The organism is Catenulispora sp. EB89, from assembly GCF_041261445.1.
Classification (GTDB): domain Bacteria; phylum Actinomycetota; class Actinomycetes; order Streptomycetales; family Catenulisporaceae; genus Catenulispora.
Window position 1 is genome coordinate 200,058 of sequence record NZ_JBGCCU010000021.1, and the last position, 19,036, is coordinate 219,093.

Here is a 19,036-nt window from a genome sequence, read left to right on the forward strand (position 1 = left end):
GATGGCCTACGCACATCGCCGTATACCGGGCACACGGGTTTACCGACCACCGGACCGTGGCATTCCTCCTTCGCGCCCCTCGACGCGGACCGTATGGAACGCGGGGGTGTGAACCGCTGAGTTCGGGACCGCCCGCCTCGGCGCACTCCTAGCGAAAGGCCGACCGCCATGAGCTCATCGGTCACCTGTGAGCTGCAGCTGCGTCTCGTCATCTCCGGCGACTCCTCGCTGCCGGTCCCCGCGGGCCTGCGCTACGACACCGCCGACCCTTACGCCGTGCACGCCACGTTCCACACCGGCGGGCAGGACACCGTGGACTGGGTCTTCGCCCGGGAGTTGCTGGCCGAGGGGCTGCGCCGCCCCACCGGCACCGGCGACGTGCGGGTGTGGCCCTCGCGCAGCCGCGGGCAGGCGATCGTGTGTCTGGCGCTCAGTTCACCGGAGGGTGAGGCGCTCCTGGAGGCTCCCGCGCGGGCCCTGGAGAGCTTCCTCAAGCGCACCAACACCGCCGTCCCGCCCGGTCTCGAGCACCGCTTCTACGACTTGGACGCCGAGCTCGTGCACCTGTTCGCCGACAACTGAGGCGCCTTCTCCTAAGGCATCCACTGAGGTACGTGCTCAGGCGCGCAGCCCGGAACCGAACCGCCCCCGCCGATGCGATCACCATCGGCGGGGGCGGTTCGGTTTCCGGCACCGTCACCACGCCGGCTCGGGTCGATCCGGGGCGCGGTCACTCTGCGTCGTGGTCACTCCGGGACGTATTCACCGCGGAGTCTGTTCACCCGGGGCCCGTTCGCCCAGGGGCTCGGTCACTCCGGGTCGTGGTCCTCGGCGGAGCGCTCGGCGAACACGGCCATCGCGCCCTTGGTGACCGGGCCCGGCGCGGCGAGGTCGCGGCCGTCGGCGCGGTGCACGCCCTGCACGTCGCGCAGCGTCGAGGTCAGGAAGATCTCGTCGGCGTCCAGCAGGGTCTCCACCGGCAGGTCCGTCTCCTCGGCGCCGGGCACCCACTTCAGGACCAGGGCCCGGGTGACGCCGGCCAGGCAGCCGGTGTCCAGGGTCGGCGTGAGGATACGGCCGTCGCGGACCACGAAGATGTTGCTGCCGGTGCCCTCGCACAGGCGTCCGGTGGTGTCGGCGAACACCGCTTCGGTCGCTCCGGCGCGCTGTGCGTGCGCCAACGCTTTAGCGTTCTCCGCGTAAGACGTCGACTTGATGCCCGCCAGGGCTCCGCGCTCGTTGCGCGGCCAGGGCACGGTGGCGATCGCCGTGGTCTCGGCGTGGGCCCGGCTCGCGCCGACCGCCACCACGAGCGTGGGGCCGTGGTCGCCGCGCTCGGAGCCGAGCGGCGCGATGCCCGCCGAGTAGGTGATCCGGATGCGGGCCAGCGGCGGCACGTCGTTGGCGAGCAGGGTCTCGGTCACGGCGTGCCGGACGGCGTCGACGTCCACCGGCGGCAGCCCGAGGCCGGCCGCCGAACGGGCCAGCCGTCGCAGGTGCCGGGTCAGCGCGAAGGGGCGTCCGCCGACCGCCTTGATCGCCTCGAACACGCCGTCGCCGACCGTGAAGCCGTGGTCGAAGACCGAGATGTGCGGGGTGGCGGCGTCGACGAGACCGGAGTCGACCCAGACTTTGTCAGTGCTCATGGCTCACAAGTCTCCTTCACTGCGGGTTCGACTGCGGGGCTGACTGTGGGTCTGGTTGTGGGTCTGGTCGCGGGTCCGGCTCCGGACCGGACGCGACCGCCAGCAGCCGTGCGGCCTTCAGCTCGGTCTCGTCCCATTCTCCCTGCGGATCCGATCCCCACGTGATGCCGGCCCCGGTGCCGAAGCACAGCCGGTCGCGTTGCCACCAGAACGTGCGGATGCCCACGGCCAGCTCCCCGACCCCCCGGTCGGCGTCCACCCAGCCGACGGCGCCGCAGTAGGGGCCGCGCGGGGCGTTCTCCAACTCGTCGATGACGCGCAGGGCGCTGCTTTTCGGCGCCCCGGTGATGGAGCCGGCCGGGAAAGTCGCCGCGATCAGCTCGGGCCAGCCGGCGTCAGGGACGAGCTCGGCGGTCACGGTCGAGACCAGGTGCACGAGGCCCGGGTGTGGCTCGACGCGCAGCAGGGAGGGGACTTCGACCGTGCCGATCTCGGCGACCCGGGCCAGGTCGTTGCGGACCAGGTCGACGATCATGACGTTCTCGGCGGTGTCCTTCGGGAGGAATTCCTCCGCAGTACGTGCGGTGCCCTTAATAGGTTCCGAGGTGATGGTGCGGTTCTCGCGGCGCAGGAAGAGCTCAGGAGAGGCGGTCACTACGCGGGTTCCGGGGATGTCCACCATGCCGGCGTACGGAGCGGGGTTCCCTATACGGAGGCGCGCAGCGAGCGCGAGAGGTTCGGCCTGCGGAATGATCGGCGAGGACAGGACTCGGCAGAGGTTCACCTGGTAGACCTCGCCGGCGGCGATCTCGTCGCGGATGGCCTTGACGGCGCCGACGTATGCGTCCTGATCCATGGAGGAGATCCAGGCGTCGCGATCGGGGCCGGTCCAGGGGGTCGCCGGCGTGGGGAGCGGAGCGTCCCGAACGTCGTCGAAGCGCGCGAGGGTCCAGTCGCCTTCGTAGGTGCCCACGACGGCCCAGAAACCGGCGGAGTCCAGGGCGGTCAGGTCCGAGGTGACGTCACGCAGCCCGGTCGCGAGCCGGCCCGCGAAGTGGGCCATTGGCTCGGGGCCGGAGGCTATGAGGGGCGCGTGTCGGGCGGGGGAGGGCACGTCTCATTGTCTCGCGCTTTGGGATCTCCCGGCTCGGGGGTCGCCTTAGCGCAGGTCCACGTGCTGGCGGCTACTTCACGGCCCGAAGTCGGAGGTGCCGCTCGCCGTCGCGACGAAGCTGTGGATGTCCGGCGCCGACAGGCGGGTGAACACGCCCGGCGTGCCCGGGACCGCGCAGCCGTTGCCCCAGCTCGTGACGCCGATCAGTTCCCAGGTGCCGCCCGGCAGCGGGCTCAGCAGCGGGCCGCCGCTGTCGCCGGTGCAGGCGTCGTGGTGCCCGTCGCCGCCGGCGCAGAGCATCTCCTGCGGGTAGAGCGCGGGGTTGCGCACGCCGTCGAACACGCTCTGGCAAGGGGTGTCGCCGACCAGCGGGAGGTCCACCTGGCGCAGCTCGTCCGGGTACACGCCGCCGCCGACGTCAGCCGGGCCCTGCGGCTGGGTGCTGCCCCAGCCGATGGCGCGGGCCGGGGTCCCGGGCTGCTCGTAGGCCTGGTTGCCGGAGGTCGGCATGGTCGGCGGGGCGATGCCGGCGATCGGCGAGTCGAGCTGCACCACCGCGGCGTCGTCGGACTCGGTCGCCGAGTCCCAGGTCGGGTCGACGCGGATGGCGTTGGGCACCCGGATCGCGCCGTCGCTGCCGCTCAGCACGGTCCGGCCGACGATGATGCGCTCCTTGGGCTCCCCGTCAGCCGCCGCCTGCCCGACCGACCACTGATCCACACAGTGCGCCGCGGTGAGCACCTGGTCCGGCGCGATGAGCGTCCCGCCACAGATGGTGAGGTACCCGTTGCCGACCCACTGCTGCAAAGCGGCCATGAAGGGATACGCCCCGTCCGGCGCCGGCGCACCGCCGACGATCCGCGGAATCGGCCTAAGCGTCGCAGGCTTCGCCGGTGCCCCCAGCGCGGTCGCCGCGGCCACCCCCGCCACGGTCAGCACTCCCGCGACGCCCCACGCCGCCATCCGTGCGACCCGCCGCCTCCGCCGCGCCATCCCCGCTCCTCTTCCCGTTCACACCCGAAACCCACACCGGCCGCCGGACCCGCCCGCCGACCCGCACCATCGTCGCCGCGCCGACCGGCGCCACGACCCGCCGCGACCGCCGAACCACCCGAACGTATGGCGACTCATTGTAGCGACATGATCGCGGACCGAGACCATGAGTACCGTTCTGCCCAAGTTCGAGGCGATTTCAACCCAACTCTGTGACGCCTGAGGGGAATGGTTTTTGGATCCCCGGCCCTATCCGCTACAGTTCATGGTGTCGCCAGGGGGCGCAACGAGGGAAACCGAGTGAACACCCCGGAAGCGCACACGCGGATGTGGCTCAGTTGGTAGAGCATCACCTTGCCAAGGTGAGGGTCGCGAGTTCGAGTCTCGTCATCCGCTCGGTTGGAAGGCTGGTCGGGTACCGTGTTCCACGCCTGATCGAGCCCACTCCCACGGTGGTGTGGCCGAGAGGCGAGGCAACGGCCTGCAAAGCCGTCTACACGGGTTCAAATCCCGTCACCACCTCGCACGACGGCAAGGCTGCGGTAAAGCTGTACAGTACGACAACGAAACAAAGCACGGGCGATTAGCTCAGCGGGAGAGCGCTTCCCTGACACGGAAGAGGTCACTGGTTCAATCCCAGTATCGCCCACACGAAGAAAGGCCCTGGACCTGAAAAGGTCCGGGGCCTTTTCGTTGGTCCTCTGTGGCGCGTTCTGTGGCGTGTTCCCGACGTACGGCCGTCAGCGTTCGGAGACGCTTTCCCGGCCTCGAAAAGCCCGTGCGGCTGTCAGGAGCGGTCGGTAATGTCTGGCGCGGCGCTGCGGTGATTACCCGGCGTTTGGCGGGGGCGGGCTTGGACTGGGGTGGGCTGTGCGGTCGAGAGTGCTGCGCGTGCTGGACGTCGGGGGGCTGCCGCGCGTCTTCTGGTGGGTGTGGTTCAGCACGTTGGTGGCGCGGACGGGGGCTTTTGTCGCGCCTTTTCTTTCGTACTACTTGACGCGGTCGCTGGGGCATTCGGCGGCGTTCGCGGGGTTCGTCGCCGCTTTGAACGCGGGGGGTGCCGCGGTGTCCGCGGTGGTGGGCGGGGTGCTCGCCGACCGGGTCGGGCGGCGGGCGACGTTGTTGGGGGCGCTGGTCGCTTCGGCGGTGACGCTGGTGGCGCTCGGGTTGGTGCACTCGGTGGCGCTGATCGCGGGGCTGGCGTTCCTGGCGGGCCTGGCCAACAATGCGACGCGGCCGGCGACGGGGGCGATCATCGCCGACGTCGTGCCGTCGGCGGATCGGGGGCGGGCCTACTCGCTCAACTACTGGGCGATCAACCTGGGCTTCGCGGTGGCGATGCTGTCTGCCGGGGCGGTGGCGTCGCATGGCTACACGCTGCTGTTCGTGGGCGACGCGCTGGCGAATCTGGGGTGCGCTGTCGTCGTCTTCTTCACGGTGCCGGAGACTCGGCCGGTCCTCGATGCCGGTGCGTCTGCGGCCCCTGGATCCCCGGCCACCGCCACTGAGCCTTTCGGCCAGGCGGGCAGCCTCGTGGACGTGCTGCGGGACCGGATCTTCCTGGGGTTCCTGGGCGCGGTCCTGGTGGGCGCGATCATCTATTCGCAGGCGCAGACGGTGCAGCCGATCATGATGGGCCAGGACGGTCTCGGGCCCGGCGCGTACGGTGCGGTCGCGGCGCTCAACGGGATCCTCATCGGGGTGCTGCAGCTTCCATTGACGACCTGGTTGCGCCGCTACACGCACGGCACGGCGTTGGCCGCCTCCTCATTGCTGATGGGCGCCGGGTTCGCGGTGCCGCTGCTCATCTCGGTGACAGGGCACCCGATGGGGATCTACGCGGCATCGGTGGTGGTGTGGACCATCGCGGAGATCGGCAACACGCCGCCGCAGATGGCATTGGGCGCCGATTTGGCGCCGGCGCACCTGCGTGGGCGGTATCAGGGCATGTCGACGCTGGCGTGGAGCGTGGCCGGCATCGTCGGCCCGCTGGTGGGCGGCTGGGCACTGAGCGCGGTGGGCGCTTCGGCCGTGCTGTGGGCCAGCCTGGCGCTCGGCGCGGCCGGGGTGCCGGCGTGGCTGGTGCTTGACCGACGCTCGGGGGCGCGGGTCGCTGCCTTGCGGGCCGAGGAGGCGAGGCTGGAAGCGTCGATGGCTGTTCTGTCGGTACTGCCGTTGGCGGCAGTCGGGGACGCGGCACCCGAGCCGGCGTCCCCGTGCGCGCTGTCCTCGACCGGTCCCGAAGCCGCCGCACGGCTGCGTTAGGCTCGCCGACATGTGTGGCGGCCGCGCCGTCGTCTGAGCGAGGGGGCTCCATGTCGGACGAGACAGTCTTCGATCATTCGGACGAGCCGGTCATGGAGCTGGTCCTGGACGGCGACGACGAGTTCAGCGACGACGAGTTCACAGACGCCGACCTGCACAGTCTGGAGGAACGACTCCGACGCCGCGACGAACTCCGAGAGCGCTTCCTGCCCGGCGTGGACGGCGGGGCGCTGTTCGCCCTGGCCGTGTCCACGGTGGGCCTGGTGACCTCCGGCCTGTTCGAGATCCTGGGCCAGAACCGCGAACTCACGTTCACCGCACACCACGTGAGCGGCTCGAGCCTGCCCGACCAGTACGCACCGTTCCGCGACGTGAACCACCTCCGCTTCCTCGGACAGGGAATCTTTGCAGGGGCGGCCGTGGTGGTCGCCGTCCTCGTGGTGAACAGCTGGCGCGCGGAGCGGCACGCCCGCTGGTCGCGCCCGGCGGCGCAGGCAGCGTTGCTGCTCGGACTGGTCGGCCTGGTGCTCGCCGTGCTCGGGTACTTCGATGTCATCGCCTCGCTGCCGACGCAGAGTCCCTATCTGAACGACGGCGGTGTTCAGACCTGATAGCCCGCCATCCGGTCGGGCCGGGATCATGAGTTTCGGCCGCGATCGTAAGGAAGACAGCTTGCCGGAGCCGGAGCCGGAGCCGGAGCCGGAGTCGGGGGAGGGTTCGGAGCCTGAGCTCGAACGAGTGCTGGAGTCTGAGTCAGAGCCGAGGTTTGCGCTCGAGCTGGATTGCACGCCCGGGAAGGGTTCGGAGTCTGGGCCGGAGCGCGTGCCGGAGCCTGGGGCCGGGCTGGAGCGGGAGTCGGAGTCCGAGCGCGTGTTGGAATCCGAGCCCGAGCGCTTGTCTGAGCCAGCGCCGAGGTCTGTGCTCGGGCCGGATTGCGCGCCCGGAAAGGGTTCAGAGCTCGGGCCGGAGCGTACACCGAGGTCTGGGCCCGAGCCCCAGCCTGAGAGAGTGCTGGAATCTGAGCTTGAGTGTGTGCCTGAGTCAGAGCTGAGGCCTGCGCTCAAGCCGGGCCGCGCGCCGGAGTGCGAGCTAGGGCCAGCGCCCGCGTTCGAGTCCGAGCGTGCGCCGGAGTCGGGGCCTGAGCGAGTGCTGGAGCCCGAGCCAGGGCGCGTGCATGAGCCAGGGCCGAGGCCTGAGCTTAAGCCGGATGGTGCATCCGAGAAGGGGCCGGCGTCTTGGGCGGACCGTGCGCTGGAGTCCGAGCTTGGGCCAGCGCCCGCGTTCGAGTCCGAGCGCGTGCCGGAGTCTGGGCTTGAGTCTGGGCGTGTGCCGGGCCCCGAGTCGGAGCTCGGGCGGGAATTTGATCCCGGGGGGAAGCGCGGCAGTCGTAAGCCGGTCCGGCGGCTCGTGGCCTGGTACCGGCGCCGGGCGCGCTGGCTTCGTAGGGTGCTGGCGTCGGCGGTGGCGCTGTGCAGTGTGCTGGCGGTGGTGGTCGGCGTTATGGGTGCGGCGCTCTACGCGGAGGGGGCTGGGACGCCGTCGCCGGGCGCGCGCAGTACCGGCGACGACGCCTTGTGGCTTGGCCACGCCTGGGTCGGATGGCAGGCCGGGGTGGCTGGTGGGCCCAAGACCGATGCCGACCTGCAGGCGTTGGTGGCTCTCGTTCGCTCTTCAGGTATCAAGGATCTGTTTGTGCACGACGGGCCCTTCGAGATGGACGGTTCGCTGGACCCGGCGCGCAGTCCGAAGGCCGAGTGGTTCCTCGACGCCGTGCATCGGGAGCTGCCCGGGGTGCGGGTCGAGGCCTGGCTCGGGCAGGTCGTCGGCGGGGAGGCCCTGCACCTGGACGACGCCGCCACCCGGGGGCGGATAGTCGCCGGGGTCAGTGCCGCGCTGGACCGGGGCTTCGACGGTGTGCACTTCGACTTCGAGCCGGTGCCCGACGGCGATCCCGGCTTCCTGGACGTGCTGGGTGCGGCGCGTACCGTCACTCGGGCCCACCATGCTCTGCTGTCGGCGTCGGTGCCGCAGATAGAGCCGCTGTCCGGCTTTCGGATCCCCGGGAACTTCCTGGCCGGGCATCCGAAGTGGTGGTCTCAGAGCTACCTGCGCCAGGTCGCCGGGTACTGCGATCAGGTGGCAGTGATGGCCTACGACACCTCCCTGCCCACCGCGTGGGCTTACCGCGGCTATGTCGCCCGGCAGACTCAGGTGGCCCTGAGCGCGGTACCCAAGAACGTCGAGCTCCTGATGGGGGTCCCGGCCTTCCACACCCGGGACCCCGGTCACTGGACCCGGGCCGAGACCATGCCGGCCGCGCTGGACGGTGTTCGGCTGGGGCTCGGCGCGCACCCGCCGGCCCGACCGTTCGGCGTCGCCCTGTACGTCGACTTCGCCGCGACCCCCGCCGACTGGGCGGCCTACCGTGCCGACTGGCTCAGTCCGGCCCCGGCGGGGTGACCAGCGCTCGGGCGTCCTTGTACCGGGTGTTGGGATCGAGCGGCAGTGGTTCGCCGCTGCTGGCCTCGGAGCAGCAGAACGCGAACATGCCGGCGGCGTCGATCGGCGTGGTCGCGCCGCCGGACAGGCGCCAGCCGCGGACGACGTATCCCGGCGTGCCGTCGGCGGCGTCCGGCTCCAGCAGCGGCCGCGAGCGCAGGATCACCGTCGCGTCGGCACCGCTGACGTGCGCCAGTGCGAACAGTTCGCACAGCTCCCGCTCGGCGCCGGATGCGGGCAGGCTGACCGCCGGGATCTCGGTGGCGATGTCCATCCTGAGGTCTTCGCCCGCGGTGACCGGGCCGTCGGCGGTCGGCACCGCGCAGTTGAGGCGGTGCGCTCCGCTCCCGATGGTCAGGACGAGCCCTATGAAGACGGACTCGGCGTACTCCCGGGCCCGGACGACCGCCAGTTGCGGGTCGTCCGTGGTCCGGGCCGCGGTCCAGATCAGGGCGTCGAGGTCGTCGACCCGTTCGGTGAGGTCTGCGAAACCGGGGCCGTCGGGGCGGCCGAGGAGCGTGGCGCGGGGGTGTGGCAGATTGCTGATGGTGGACATGGGGTTCCCTCCCGGGTGATTCGAACTTTCGTGCTCGAATCCACTGTAATCGGACATTGCCGACTATGGGAGGTTTCTGTCATTCTGTTACGAGAAAGTGTGCTGGTGTTCGGGCTCTGAGGTGCGGGGATGGGGTGTGGGGGAGTGGAACCCGGTCACTCTTACGGCTTAGTAGGACTTGGGGAGGCCCAGCGTGTGCTGGGCGACGAAGTTCAGGATCATCTCCCGGCTCACCGGTGCGATCCGGGTCACCCGGGTCGCCGCGAGCAGCGGGGCCAGGCCGTACTCGGTCGCCAGGCCGTTGCCGCCGTGCGTCTGGATCGCCTGGTCGACGGCCTCCACCGCGGCGTCGGCGGCGGCGAACTTGGCCATGTTCGCGGCCTCGCCGGCGCCGAGGTCATCGCCGCTGTCGTAGAGCCAGGCCGCCTTCTGGGTCATCACCTTGGCCAGCTCGACGTGGATCGCGGCCTGGGCCAGCGGGTGCGCGACGCCCTGGTGGGTGCCGATCGGGCGGTCGCGCCAGACGGTCCGGGTCTTCGCGTACGAGGCGGCCCGTTCCAGGGCGTACTTCGCGGTGCCGATCGCGAACGCCGCGGCCATGATCCGTTCCGGGTTCAGGCCCGCGAACAGCTGGAGCAGGCCGGCGTCCTCGTCGCCGATCAGCGCGTCGGCCGGGAGACGGACGTCGTCGAAGAAGAGCTGGAACTGCTTCTCCGGGCCGGCGATCTCCATCTCGATCATGGTTCTGGTGAAGCCCGGGGCGTCGGTGGGGACCACCATGAGCGCCGGTTTCAGGTTGCCGGTTGCCGCGTCCTTGGTGCGGGAAACGACTAGGACCGCGTCGGACTCGTCGACGCCGGAGATGAAGACCTTCTGCCCGGACAGGACCCATTCGTCGCCGTCGCGGCGCACCGTGGTGGTGATGTTGTGCGAGTTGGAGCCCGCGTCCGGCTCGGTGATGCCGAAGGCCATCTTGAACGAGCCGTCGGCGATTCCCGGCAGCCACTTCCGCTTCTGCTCCTCGGTGCCGAAGCGGCTGATGATGGTGCCGCAGATGGCCGGGGAGACCACGATCAGCAGCAGCGGGCAGCCGGCCCGCGCCAGCTCCTCGCCGACCGCGGCCAGGTCGGCCATGCCGCCGCCCCCGCCGCCGTACTCCTCCGGCAGGTTGACGCCGAGGAAACCGGCCCGGCCCACCTCGTCCCACAGCTCGGTCGACTTCAGGCCGGCCTTGGCCTGCCGCCGTACGTAGTCCGGTCCGTACCGCTTGGCCAGGTCGCGCACCGCCTGGCGGAGCGCGACGCGCTCCTCGGGCTCCACGAAGCTCATGTCTGCCAGCCTGCCAGGCCGGGAATGCAAAAACAATCCTGCCTGTTTGTTTTTTCACCGGCGGTGGGGCCTGGGTTTCCAGGGACCGCCGGGGTGAGGAGACAACTGTGACAGAGGACATGTACGCCGGGTTGGACGACTACTCCCGGACCGTGGTCTCCGTCGCCGACACGCTGCGGCCTTCGGTGCTCAGCGTGCGGGTTCGGGGGCGGACGGGGGAGGGTTCCGGTTCTGCCGTCGCCTTTACCGGCGACGGGTTTTTGGCTACCAGTGCGCACGTCGTAGAGGGCGTGAGCGCGGGGCTGGCCGTCACTTCGGACGGCGACGAGTACGGATTCGACGTCGTGGGCCGCGACCGGCTCTCCGACCTGGCGGTGCTGCGCATGCCGCCGGGCCGGGTGCAGGCCGCCATCCTCGGCGACGCGGACACACTGCGCGTGGGCCAGCTCGTGGTCGCCGTCGGCAACCCGCTGGGGCTGGCCGGATCGGTGACCGCCGGCGTGGTCAGCGCGCTGGGCCGGTCGCTGCCGACCCGGACCCAGCGTGGGCAGTCGATCATCGACGACGTGATCCAGACCGATGCCGCGCTCAACTCAGGAAATTCCGGCGGTGCGCTCGGCGACCACCTCGGCCGGGTCGTCGGGGTGAACACCGCGGTGGCCGGCGTCGGACTGGGCCTGGCGGTGCCGATGAACGCCACCACACGCCTGATCCTGTCCGAGCTGATCAGCGCCGGGAAGGTGCGTCGGGCCTGGCTCGGGGTCGGCGGATCGACCACGCCGCTGCCCTCCGCGCTGGGCGGGAAGCTGGGCCGCCGCACCGGGTTCGGAGTGGCGCAGGTGGTGCCGGGCAGCCCTGCGGCGCAGGCCGGGGTACTGGTCGGCGACGTGCTGCTGAGCGTTGAGGGCCGCGAGATCGACAACGCGCAGGACCTGCAGCGGGTCATGCTGGCGCGGCGCGCCGGGGCCCAGGTCGCGATGACCCTGCACCGGCGCGGCGCGATGGTGGACGTGACGGTCGTGCTGGCCGAGCTGTCAGGAGTCTGACGGCTTGGAGGAATTGGCGGGCTCCGAGGGCTCCGAGGACTCCGATGAGGAGGGCTCCGGGGAATCCGAGATGTCCCGCCAGTGCGGCGTCTCGATGAGCGGTTCGGTCAACGGCCTGGCGATGGCGTCGGCGGGAGGTTCCTCGTCGAAGGCCAGCTCCACGTCGGGGATCTCGTCCGGGGGCGGGATGGCCACGTCGTCGGACTCCCCGCCCTCGATCGCGATGTGCTCCGGCCCGGCGTCCACCTTGTCGGGCTGGCTCTTGGTCACCGTGTCGACCGCCTTATAGGCGGCCTTCACCACATCGGTGGTCGCGGCACCGCCGCCGGCGCTCTCCAGGAAGCGGAGCAGCTCGACCGGGAACGGCAGGACCAGCGTCGAGTTCTTCTCCGCGGCGACCTCTACGATCGTCTGCAGAAGGCGCAGCTGCAGGGCCGCCGGTGTCTCGGCCATGATCCGCGCGGCGTCGGCCAGCTTGCCCGAGGCCTGGTACTCGCCGTCGGCGGTGATGATCCGGGCCCGGCGCTCGCGGTCGGCCTCGGCCTGGCGGGCCATCGACCGCTTCATGGACTCCGGCAGCGCCACGTCCTTGATCTCGACGCGGTCGATCTCCACGCCCCAGCCGGTCGCCGGGGTCTCCAGCATCAGCTCCATGCCCTGGTTCAGCGGCTCGCGGTTGGACAGCAGGTCGTCGAGCAGGCTCTTGCCGATGATGGAGCGCAGCGAGGTCTGCGCGACCAGCGACACCGCGTACTTGTAGTCCTGCACGTAGATGAGCGCGCGGGCCGGGTCGACGACCCGGAAATAGACGACGGCGTCCACTCGCACCGTGACGTTGTCCCGGGTGATGCCCTCCTGGGCCGGCACCGGCATGGTCACGACCTGCATGTTGACCGTGCGCAGCCGGTCCACGCCGGGGATGATCCGGGTCAGGCCCGGTTGTCGGACGCTGTCGAGGGCTCGGCCGAAGCGGAAGACGATGCCCCGCTCGTATTGCTTCACCGTGCGGAGCGAGGCGCCGAAGCCCGCCGCCCCGGCCGCCGCGGCGGCGATGATGGCGCTCACGATCGCAGTGATCATGGCGGTCCTTCCCAGAAAGGACGCGATGTCGGTGCCCCGCCGTCCGGCGTTCGCACCCTGGCCGATCAGTATACGAATTTCTTTATCGTTGGGGACCCTGTCCCGGTGCGGCCGACCGGCGGTTCAGCGGTATTCGGCGAGCCGGCGCCACACTCCGGCCAAGGTCAGCGCGATGACCGCGCCGAACAGCACCGCCGGGAGGGCAGCCCAGCCCGACGCGCCCGACCGCGCGTCGGCCATGGTGGCCTGGAAGGCCCCCAGCTGCTTGTCCGCGGCCTGGCCGAGGTGGGTGTCGAGGGCGTAGAAGTCCTGGCCCAGTTGGCCGCCGGCGATGCCGGTCGCCTCGGTGAGCGCGGAATCAACGTCGCCGCTGTCGACCTCGCTCTTGATTTTACCCGCGTCGCGTTGGACGGTTGTCCAATCGCTCTGGGCACGCTGGGAGAGGGCCTGGTCGGTACCGGCCAGACCGGTGCTGAGCAGGCCTGGAGTGCCGGGGGTGCCGTTGAGCGAGACCAGGTCGGCGGCGTAGCCGTGGTCGTAGCCGAAGTTCGGGGCGACGGTGTAGCGGACGATGGCGCCGACCGTGTCGTAGGACACCGCTCGGGCGTGCTGGATGCCCAGGTACGGGGTCATGTCGTTGTCGACGGCCTGCTGGATCCGGTCGCTTTGCTGCGCGGTCATGCTCAGTCCGGCGACGAGGAAGACGGCCGTGGCGACGGTCGCGATGGCCAGGAACGGGTTCAGCGCCCGGCGGAACCGGCGGGACAGCACCACCTGGAACAGGACCAGTGCCGCGAGCAGGGGGAGCGTGGTGACGAGCACCAGGATGGTGTCGAGGGTCCAGGCGTCGTTTTCGTTCTTGGCGGAGTCGTTCAGTTGCTTCGCATAGGAGTCGCGGATCTGCGCGGCGGCCGGTAGGAGGTCGAAGTGCATAACGTCCGTGGCGCGGCTGTAATAGGCCAGCGCGACGGAGTCCGGGTGGCCCTTGGTGGCAGTTGTGGAGAGCTGGTCCAGTGAGAGCGCCGTAGAGGACAGGTCGTGGTAAAGGGTGACCTTGTCCAGCATGGTCTGGAACTGCCCCTGGACCGCCTTGTCCGAAGTCCCGCCGATGGCCTGGCGCAGGTCGGCGTCGATCTCGGTGACCCGGCTGTTCACGGTGGCCTGCGCGTCGCCCTGCTCGGTGTCCAGGTCGCTGTCGCCGATGGTCAGGATCTCGCGCGCGGTCTGCGAGTCCAGGTCGCTGAGTGCGAAGTACAGGTCGGAGGCGGACTGCGCCAGCGGCGCGGTCTCCTGCCCCACCCGGGCCACTCCGTGCTGGGTGTCCGCCACGGCGAGCGTCCCCGTGGTCAGCGCCGCTGCCGCGAGTACTACAACAGCGCCGGTCCATAGCTGCAGCCTGGTCGGTGTCCTGCGTTCAGTTGTCCGCCCCACGGAACCACCGTAGGCACCCTTCGTGAACGGATGACGACGTCACGTAGAACGTTGATTCAACAGGCCGGTCGGACGGCCCCTGGGACTACTGTCGCGCGAAGCACCCGCGGCGGTCGGTAAAGTTTTCTCCTGATCGGCCCCGCCTGTTGACCCCCTTTGAAGGAGCACCCCGTGTCCGACTTCGCAGTGACGATCGCCGACGGCCCCAGCCGGGACGAGCGGACGGTCACGGTCGGCACGACGCTGGCGGACCTGTTCGCCTCTGGCGACGTCAAACACAGCGCCGGCGACCGCTCCGTCGTGGCCGCCCGCCTGACCGACCCGGCCGGGACCCGGCTCGTCGACCTGGCCACCCTGGCCAAGGCCGGTGACCTGGTCGAGCCGGTCGCCGCCGACTCCGAGGACGGTCGTGCGATCATCCGCCACTCGACCGCGCACGTGCTGGCGCAGGCCGTGCAGCAGGCGTTCCCGGAGGCGAAGCTCGGCATCGGCCCGCCGATCCGCAACGGCTTCTACTACGACTTCGACGTCGAGCGGCCGTTCACTCCGGAGGACCTGAAGGCTCTCGAGAGCCGGATGCAGACGATCATCAAGCAGGGGCAGTTGTTCTCGCGGCGTCCTGTGACGGATGAGGACGCCCGTGAGGAGCTCTCTGCAGAGCCCTACAAGCTGGAACTGATCGGGCTCAAGGGCAAGGCCTCCGCCGACGACGCCGGCGAGGGCGTGGACGTCGAGGTCGGCGCCGGCGAGCTCACGATCTACGACAACCTGGACGCCAAGACCGGCGAGCTGTGCTGGAAGGACCTCTGCCGCGGTCCGCACGTGCCGAGCACCCGGTTCATCCCGGCGTTCAAGCTGATGCGCTCTGCGGCCGCTTACTGGCGCGGTAGCGAGAAGAACCCGCAGTTGCAGCGCATTTACGGGACTGCGTGGGAGACCCGGGACGCGCTCAAGGCGCACCTGGAGTTCCTGGCCGAGGCGGAGAAGCGCGACCACCGCAAGATCGGTGCGGAGCTCGACCTGTTCTCGTTCCCCGACGAACTGGGTAGCGGTCTTCCGGTGTTCCACCCCAAGGGCGGGACCATCCGTCGGGTCATGGAGGACTACTCCCGTAAGCGCCATGAAGAGGCGGGGTACGAGTTCGTCAATACTCCGCACATCACTAAGGGGAACCTGTACGAGATCTCGGGCCACCTCGACTGGTACAAGGACGGGATGTTCCCGCCCATGGTTCTGGACGAGGGACACGGCAAGCAGGAGTACTACCTGAAGCCGATGAACTGCCCGATGCACAACCTGATCTACCGGGCCCGAGGGAAGTCCTACCGCGACCTTCCGCTGCGGCTGTTCGAGTTCGGCACGGTGTACCGCTATGAGAAGTCCGGCGTGGTGCACGGACTGACGCGGGTCCGTGGGCTTACCCAGGACGACGCGCACATCTACTGCACGCGCGAGCAGATGCGTGACGAGCTCGTCAGCCTGCTGCGGTTCGTGCTGGACCTGCTGCGTGACTACGGTCTGAACGACTTCTACCTGGAACTGTCCACTAAGGACCCGGAGAAGTACGTCGGTACCGATGAGGAATGGGAACTCGCTACAGAGACTCTGCGCGAGGTCGCGGAGGGCGAGGACCTGGAACTGGTCATGGACCCCGGCGGTGCGGCGTTCTACGGCCCGAAGATCTCGGTGCAGGCGCGCGACGCCATCGGCCGGACCTGGCAGATGTCGACCATCCAGCTCGACTTCCAGCTGCCGCAGCGCTTCGACCTGGAGTACCAGGCCGCCGACGGCTCGCGGCAGCGGCCGATCATGATCCACCGGGCGCTGTTCGGGTCGATCGAGCGGTTCTTCGGGGTGCTGACCGAGCACTACGCCGGGGCGTTCCCGGCCTGGCTGGCGCCGGTGCAGGTGGTCGGGATCCCGATCACCGACACGCACGTGCCGTACCTGGAGCTGGTGGCGGCGAAGCTGCGCGCGCAGGGCGTCCGGGTGGAGGTCGACTCCTCGGACGACCGGATGCAGAAGAAGATCCGCAACGCGCAGAAGCAGAAGGTCCCCTACATGCTGCTGGCCGGTGACGAGGATGTGGCGAAGGCCGCAGTTTCGTTCCGGTACCGCAGTGGGGAGCAGAACAACGGGGTGCCGGTGGACGACGCCGTCGCCGAGATCGTGAAGGCGGTGCAGGAGCGGATCTGAACGCGGATCCGCGGCGCCGCGTGGCGTGTCCGGTCGACCGGGACCGACGGGGGCCCCGGTCAGCCGGCCGGACACGGACGGGGAAGCAGGGGGATGAGCAGTGCTGATCACGCATGAGAGATGGCCGCGGACGGCGCAGGACGCCGAGGCGGAGCAGGCGCGGCTGGCGGGGCGGGTGGACGTGTCCACGCCGCTGACGCCGTTCCGGTACGTCGCGGGGCTGGACGTGGCCTATGCGATCGACTCCTCGCGGGTCGCGGGGGCGGTCGTGGTGCTCGACGCGGACACGCTCGCGGTCGAGGACATGGCGACGGCGGTGATGGACGTCGAGTTCCCGTATGTGTCCGGGCTGTTGGCGTTCCGGGAGATGCCGGCGCTGATCAGCGCGCTGGGGCGGCTGACGGTGGAGCCGGACGTGCTGGTGTGCGACGGGTACGGGATCGCGCATCCACGGCGGTTCGGGCTGGCGTGCCACCTCGGGGTGCTGGCCGGGAAACCGGCGATGGGGGTGGCGAAGACGGCCTTCGTGGGGCGGTTCGCCGAGCCCGGGATTCAGCGCGGTGAGGCTGCTGACTTGGTGCACGACGGGGAGGTCGTCGGTGCGGTGCTGCGGACTCAGCTTTCGACGAAGCCGGTGTACGTGTCGCCCGGGCATTTGATCACGGTGGGTGACGCCACGCGGCTGGCGCTGCGGTTGGCGACCAAGTTCCGGCTGCCGGAGACCACGCGGCTGGCCGACCAGCTTTCGCGGCGGGCGCTGGCGGGGGCGTAGGTCTTTCAGGTCCCCTTGGGGGTTTCTTCGGGGGCTTTCATGGGGCCTCTACGGGGTTTCTACGGGCTGGTCACCATGCACTTCGGTGTCGGTGGCCAGCTTTTTCAGGATGCGCACGAACAGGTCGGCCTCGATCGGGGTGAGGTCGGCGAGAAACGCCTTCTCCGCCTCCTGATGGCGGCGCTCGCCTTCGGCGAGGGTCTTCTTGCCCTGCGCCGTGAGCTCGACGATGTTCTTGCGACGGTCGTCGGGGCTGCGATGGCGCTCGACCAGGCCTTTGTCCTCGAGCTCGTCGACCAGGGCGACCATCGTCGTGCGGTCGACGCCGAGCTCCTTGGCGGCGTCGAGCTGCGACAGGGGCTCGGCGGCGTCGAGGACGACGAGCACGGCCAGCTGGCGGCCGCTGATGCCCAGTGACTCCAGGGCCCGGGCGCCGGACAGCGAGAAGCTCTGTTGCGCGTGCTTCAGCAGGTAGCCGAGTCGGGAGGTGAGCAGGTCGGCCATACGGGTTACTTTACCCGCCGACTGATTGTCAGCAGCACTGACGATTTGCTACAGTGACGATATGGAGTTGAAGATCGGCATCAAGACCACCCCGATGCACGTGTCCTACGACGACATCCACCGGGTTTGGCAGCAGGCTGATGAGATGGAGGAGATCGCCGACGCCTGGCTCTGGGACCACATGATGCCGCTGGTCGGCGACCGCGGCGGCCCGCTCCTGGAGGGCTGGACGACGCTCGCGGCGCTGGCCGCGAGCACGACCAGGCTGGGCCTCGGGCTGCTGGTGACGAGCAACCGGTTCCGCAGCCCGGCGGTGCTGGGGAAGATGGCGACGACGGTCGACGTGATATCGGGAGGCCGCCTGGTCATGGGGCTGGGCGTGGGCGGCACAGTGCAGCCCGCAGGGGCCGGCGGCGTGCCCGGCGAGAATCCCGGACTGATGGAGTACGCCGCGTATGGCATACCGCTGATCAGCCCGCGCGAAGGGATAGCGCGGCTGGTGGAGACGGTGACCATCCTGCGGAAGATGTGGACCGAGGACGTCTTCGACTACGAGGGGCCGTTCACCACGCTGGTCGGCAACCGGAACGCCCCGAAGCCGCTCCGGCCGGCGGGCCCGCCACTGTTGATAGGAGCGTGGGGCGACCGGACGCTGCGCGTGGTCGCGGAGCACGCGGACATCTGGAACATACCCGGGCCGCCGCACAACTCGGTCGAGTCACTCGCGGAGCGCTCGCGAGTGCTGGACCGGCACTGCGCGGCGGCGGGCCGGGACCCGGCCGAGGTGGAGCGGTCGGTGCAGCTGATCGTGGCGGAGGACGGCGCCGCCGAGGCGCGGGAGACGATCGCGGCTTTGGCGGCGGTGGGGTTCCGGCACGTGGTGGTGGGGTCATGGCGGATGTATCGGGCGGATGGGATGAAGTGGTTGTTGGAGGAGGTGATACGGCCTGGGTATGAGGTTGGGGGCGGGTGACGAGATATCAGGCCCGGCAGGGGAGATGGTTCGGCGCTGGGTGGGTTGTGTGGTTGGACGGTGGAGGGGAGGTGCGCTGGTTGGTTTTGCAGCTGGCGGCGGCCGCGGGAAGGGACGCGGTTCCGGTAGCGGATGGATGGCGGCGGGGGACCAGCAAACGCCTGGCGCCGGTGATTGGGAGGCAGCCAGTCACGGGTCGCATCGGAGAAGGTTCCACTGGGACGGGCATGGGTGCTGCCAGCCAGTAGGAAAGGCCTCAGGCAGGCCGCACTGGTGAGATGCACGGCGCCGGTGGCGGGATGGGGCGGTGGGGCACGGATGCCGGTAGTGGAGTGGAGGGGTCACTGGGGCGGCGGTGAGTGCGGGCATTGGTAGCGGATAGGGGAAGTCTCGGGCCGTCAGCGGACGCGGAGGGACGGGGCCGGGTGGGCGTGGGATGGCGGCAGGGGGGGTGAAGGATCTCGCGGCGGACACGGTCGCCGGTGCGAAATAGGGGAACGCTGCAGAACCGCCGCGGCCGGTGGGAGCGGTCGGGATCGGCTAGAGAGTTCTCGGCTCGGGAGTTTCGCTGGGGTGCGCCACGCTGACATGCAGTAGCCGGCGCGCTATGTCGTCGTTGTGAGGTATGCGCA

At 69.8% G+C, this 19,036-nt stretch carries 16 protein-coding genes and 3 tRNA genes; 11 read left to right on the top strand and 8 right to left on the bottom strand.

Translation table 11 applies throughout. The annotated features are described in order from the left end of the window. Nucleotides 1–168 precede the first annotated feature (168 nt). A complete protein-coding gene (locus tag ABH920_RS35570; RefSeq protein ID WP_012786429.1) occupies nt 169–582 on the top strand; it encodes an SsgA family sporulation/cell division regulator in 414 nt (137 codons plus the stop codon). Nucleotides 583–809: 227 nt separating this feature from the next. On the opposite strand, the gene ABH920_RS35575 is transcribed toward ABH920_RS35570, so the two are convergent. From ABH920_RS35575 to ABH920_RS35585, 3 genes are all read right to left on the bottom strand, one after another. Further along, nucleotides 810–1,646 carry an aminotransferase class IV gene (locus ABH920_RS35575; protein WP_370353644.1) on the bottom strand — a complete coding sequence of 279 codons (837 nt, stop codon included), beginning with the start codon at nt 1,644–1,646 and terminating at the stop codon, nt 810–812. A 16-nt stretch (nt 1,647–1,662) separates the two neighbouring features. Beyond that, a complete protein-coding gene (locus tag ABH920_RS35580; protein ID WP_370353645.1) occupies nt 1,663–2,709 on the bottom strand; it encodes a chorismate-binding protein in 1,047 nt (348 codons plus the stop codon). Between the two features lie 126 nt (nt 2,710–2,835). After that, the gene (locus tag ABH920_RS35585; RefSeq protein WP_370353646.1) at nt 2,836–3,753 is read right to left on the bottom strand and encodes a trypsin-like serine protease; all 918 of its coding nucleotides are present in this window, start codon (nt 3,751–3,753) and stop codon (nt 2,836–2,838) included. Between the two features lie 323 nt (nt 3,754–4,076). Here ABH920_RS35585 and ABH920_RS35590 point away from each other — a divergent pair. From ABH920_RS35590 to ABH920_RS35615, 6 genes are all read left to right on the top strand, one after another. Then, a tRNA-Gly gene (locus tag ABH920_RS35590) sits at nt 4,077–4,149 on the top strand. 55 nt (nt 4,150–4,204) lie between these two features. Further along, nucleotides 4,205–4,275, top strand: a tRNA-Cys gene (locus ABH920_RS35595). 55 nt (nt 4,276–4,330) lie between these two features. Next, nucleotides 4,331–4,402: transfer RNA gene (locus ABH920_RS35600), tRNA-Val, on the top strand. Between the two features lie 242 nt (nt 4,403–4,644). Further along, entirely contained in the window at nt 4,645–6,018 is a 1,374-nt protein-coding gene (locus ABH920_RS35605; protein WP_370353647.1) for an MDR family MFS transporter, read from the top strand. 50 nt (nt 6,019–6,068) lie between these two features. Further along, entirely contained in the window at nt 6,069–6,629 is a 561-nt protein-coding gene (locus ABH920_RS35610) for a hypothetical protein (RefSeq protein ID WP_370353648.1), read from the top strand. An 835-nt stretch (nt 6,630–7,464) separates the two neighbouring features. After that, nucleotides 7,465–8,478, top strand: a complete 1,014-nt coding sequence (locus ABH920_RS35615; RefSeq protein ID WP_370353649.1) for a hypothetical protein — start codon at nt 7,465–7,467, stop codon at nt 8,476–8,478. Here ABH920_RS35615 and ABH920_RS35620 read toward each other — a convergent pair. Together ABH920_RS35620 and ABH920_RS35625 are read right to left on the bottom strand one after the other, a co-directional pair. Next, nucleotides 8,456–9,073 carry a hypothetical protein gene (locus ABH920_RS35620; protein WP_370353650.1) on the bottom strand — a complete coding sequence of 206 codons (618 nt, stop codon included), beginning with the start codon at nt 9,071–9,073 and terminating at the stop codon, nt 8,456–8,458. The two genes, ABH920_RS35615 and ABH920_RS35620, sit on opposite strands and share 23 nt — an antisense overlap. 168 nt (nt 9,074–9,241) lie before the next feature. Further along, nucleotides 9,242–10,402 carry an acyl-CoA dehydrogenase family protein gene (locus ABH920_RS35625; RefSeq protein ID WP_370353651.1) on the bottom strand — a complete coding sequence of 387 codons (1,161 nt, stop codon included), beginning with the start codon at nt 10,400–10,402 and terminating at the stop codon, nt 9,242–9,244. Between the two features lie 107 nt (nt 10,403–10,509). On the opposite strand from ABH920_RS35625, the gene ABH920_RS35630 reads away from it, so the two are divergent. Then, on the top strand, nt 10,510–11,448 hold the full coding sequence (locus ABH920_RS35630) for a S1C family serine protease (protein ID WP_370353653.1): 939 nt from the start codon (nt 10,510–10,512) through the stop codon (nt 11,446–11,448). Here ABH920_RS35630 and ABH920_RS35635 read toward each other — a convergent pair. Continuing rightward, nucleotides 11,437–12,528, bottom strand: a complete 1,092-nt coding sequence (locus ABH920_RS35635; RefSeq protein WP_370353654.1) for a slipin family protein — start codon at nt 12,526–12,528, stop codon at nt 11,437–11,439. The two genes, ABH920_RS35630 and ABH920_RS35635, sit on opposite strands and share 12 nt — an antisense overlap. A gap of 123 nt (nt 12,529–12,651) precedes the next feature. Next, entirely contained in the window at nt 12,652–13,959 is a 1,308-nt protein-coding gene (locus ABH920_RS35640; RefSeq protein WP_370353656.1) for a hypothetical protein, read from the bottom strand. A gap of 171 nt (nt 13,960–14,130) precedes the next feature. On the opposite strand from ABH920_RS35640, the gene thrS reads away from it, so the two are divergent. Then, nucleotides 14,131–16,155, top strand: coding sequence for a threonine--tRNA ligase (gene thrS / locus ABH920_RS35645; RefSeq protein ID WP_370353657.1), 2,025 nt, complete (start codon nt 14,131–14,133; stop codon nt 16,153–16,155). 100 nt (nt 16,156–16,255) lie between these two features. Continuing rightward, on the top strand, nt 16,256–16,927 hold the full coding sequence (locus ABH920_RS35650; RefSeq protein ID WP_370353658.1) for an endonuclease V: 672 nt from the start codon (nt 16,256–16,258) through the stop codon (nt 16,925–16,927). A gap of 48 nt (nt 16,928–16,975) precedes the next feature. Here ABH920_RS35650 and ABH920_RS35655 read toward each other — a convergent pair whose 3' ends face one another. Next, nucleotides 16,976–17,431, bottom strand: coding sequence for a MarR family winged helix-turn-helix transcriptional regulator (locus tag ABH920_RS35655; RefSeq protein WP_370353659.1), 456 nt, complete (start codon nt 17,429–17,431; stop codon nt 16,976–16,978). 61 nt (nt 17,432–17,492) lie between these two features. On the opposite strand from ABH920_RS35655, the gene ABH920_RS35660 reads away from it, so the two are divergent. Further along, the gene (locus tag ABH920_RS35660; RefSeq protein WP_370353660.1) at nt 17,493–18,404 is read left to right on the top strand and encodes an LLM class flavin-dependent oxidoreductase; all 912 of its coding nucleotides are present in this window, start codon (nt 17,493–17,495) and stop codon (nt 18,402–18,404) included. The last annotated feature ends 632 nt before the right edge of the window (nt 18,405–19,036 follow it).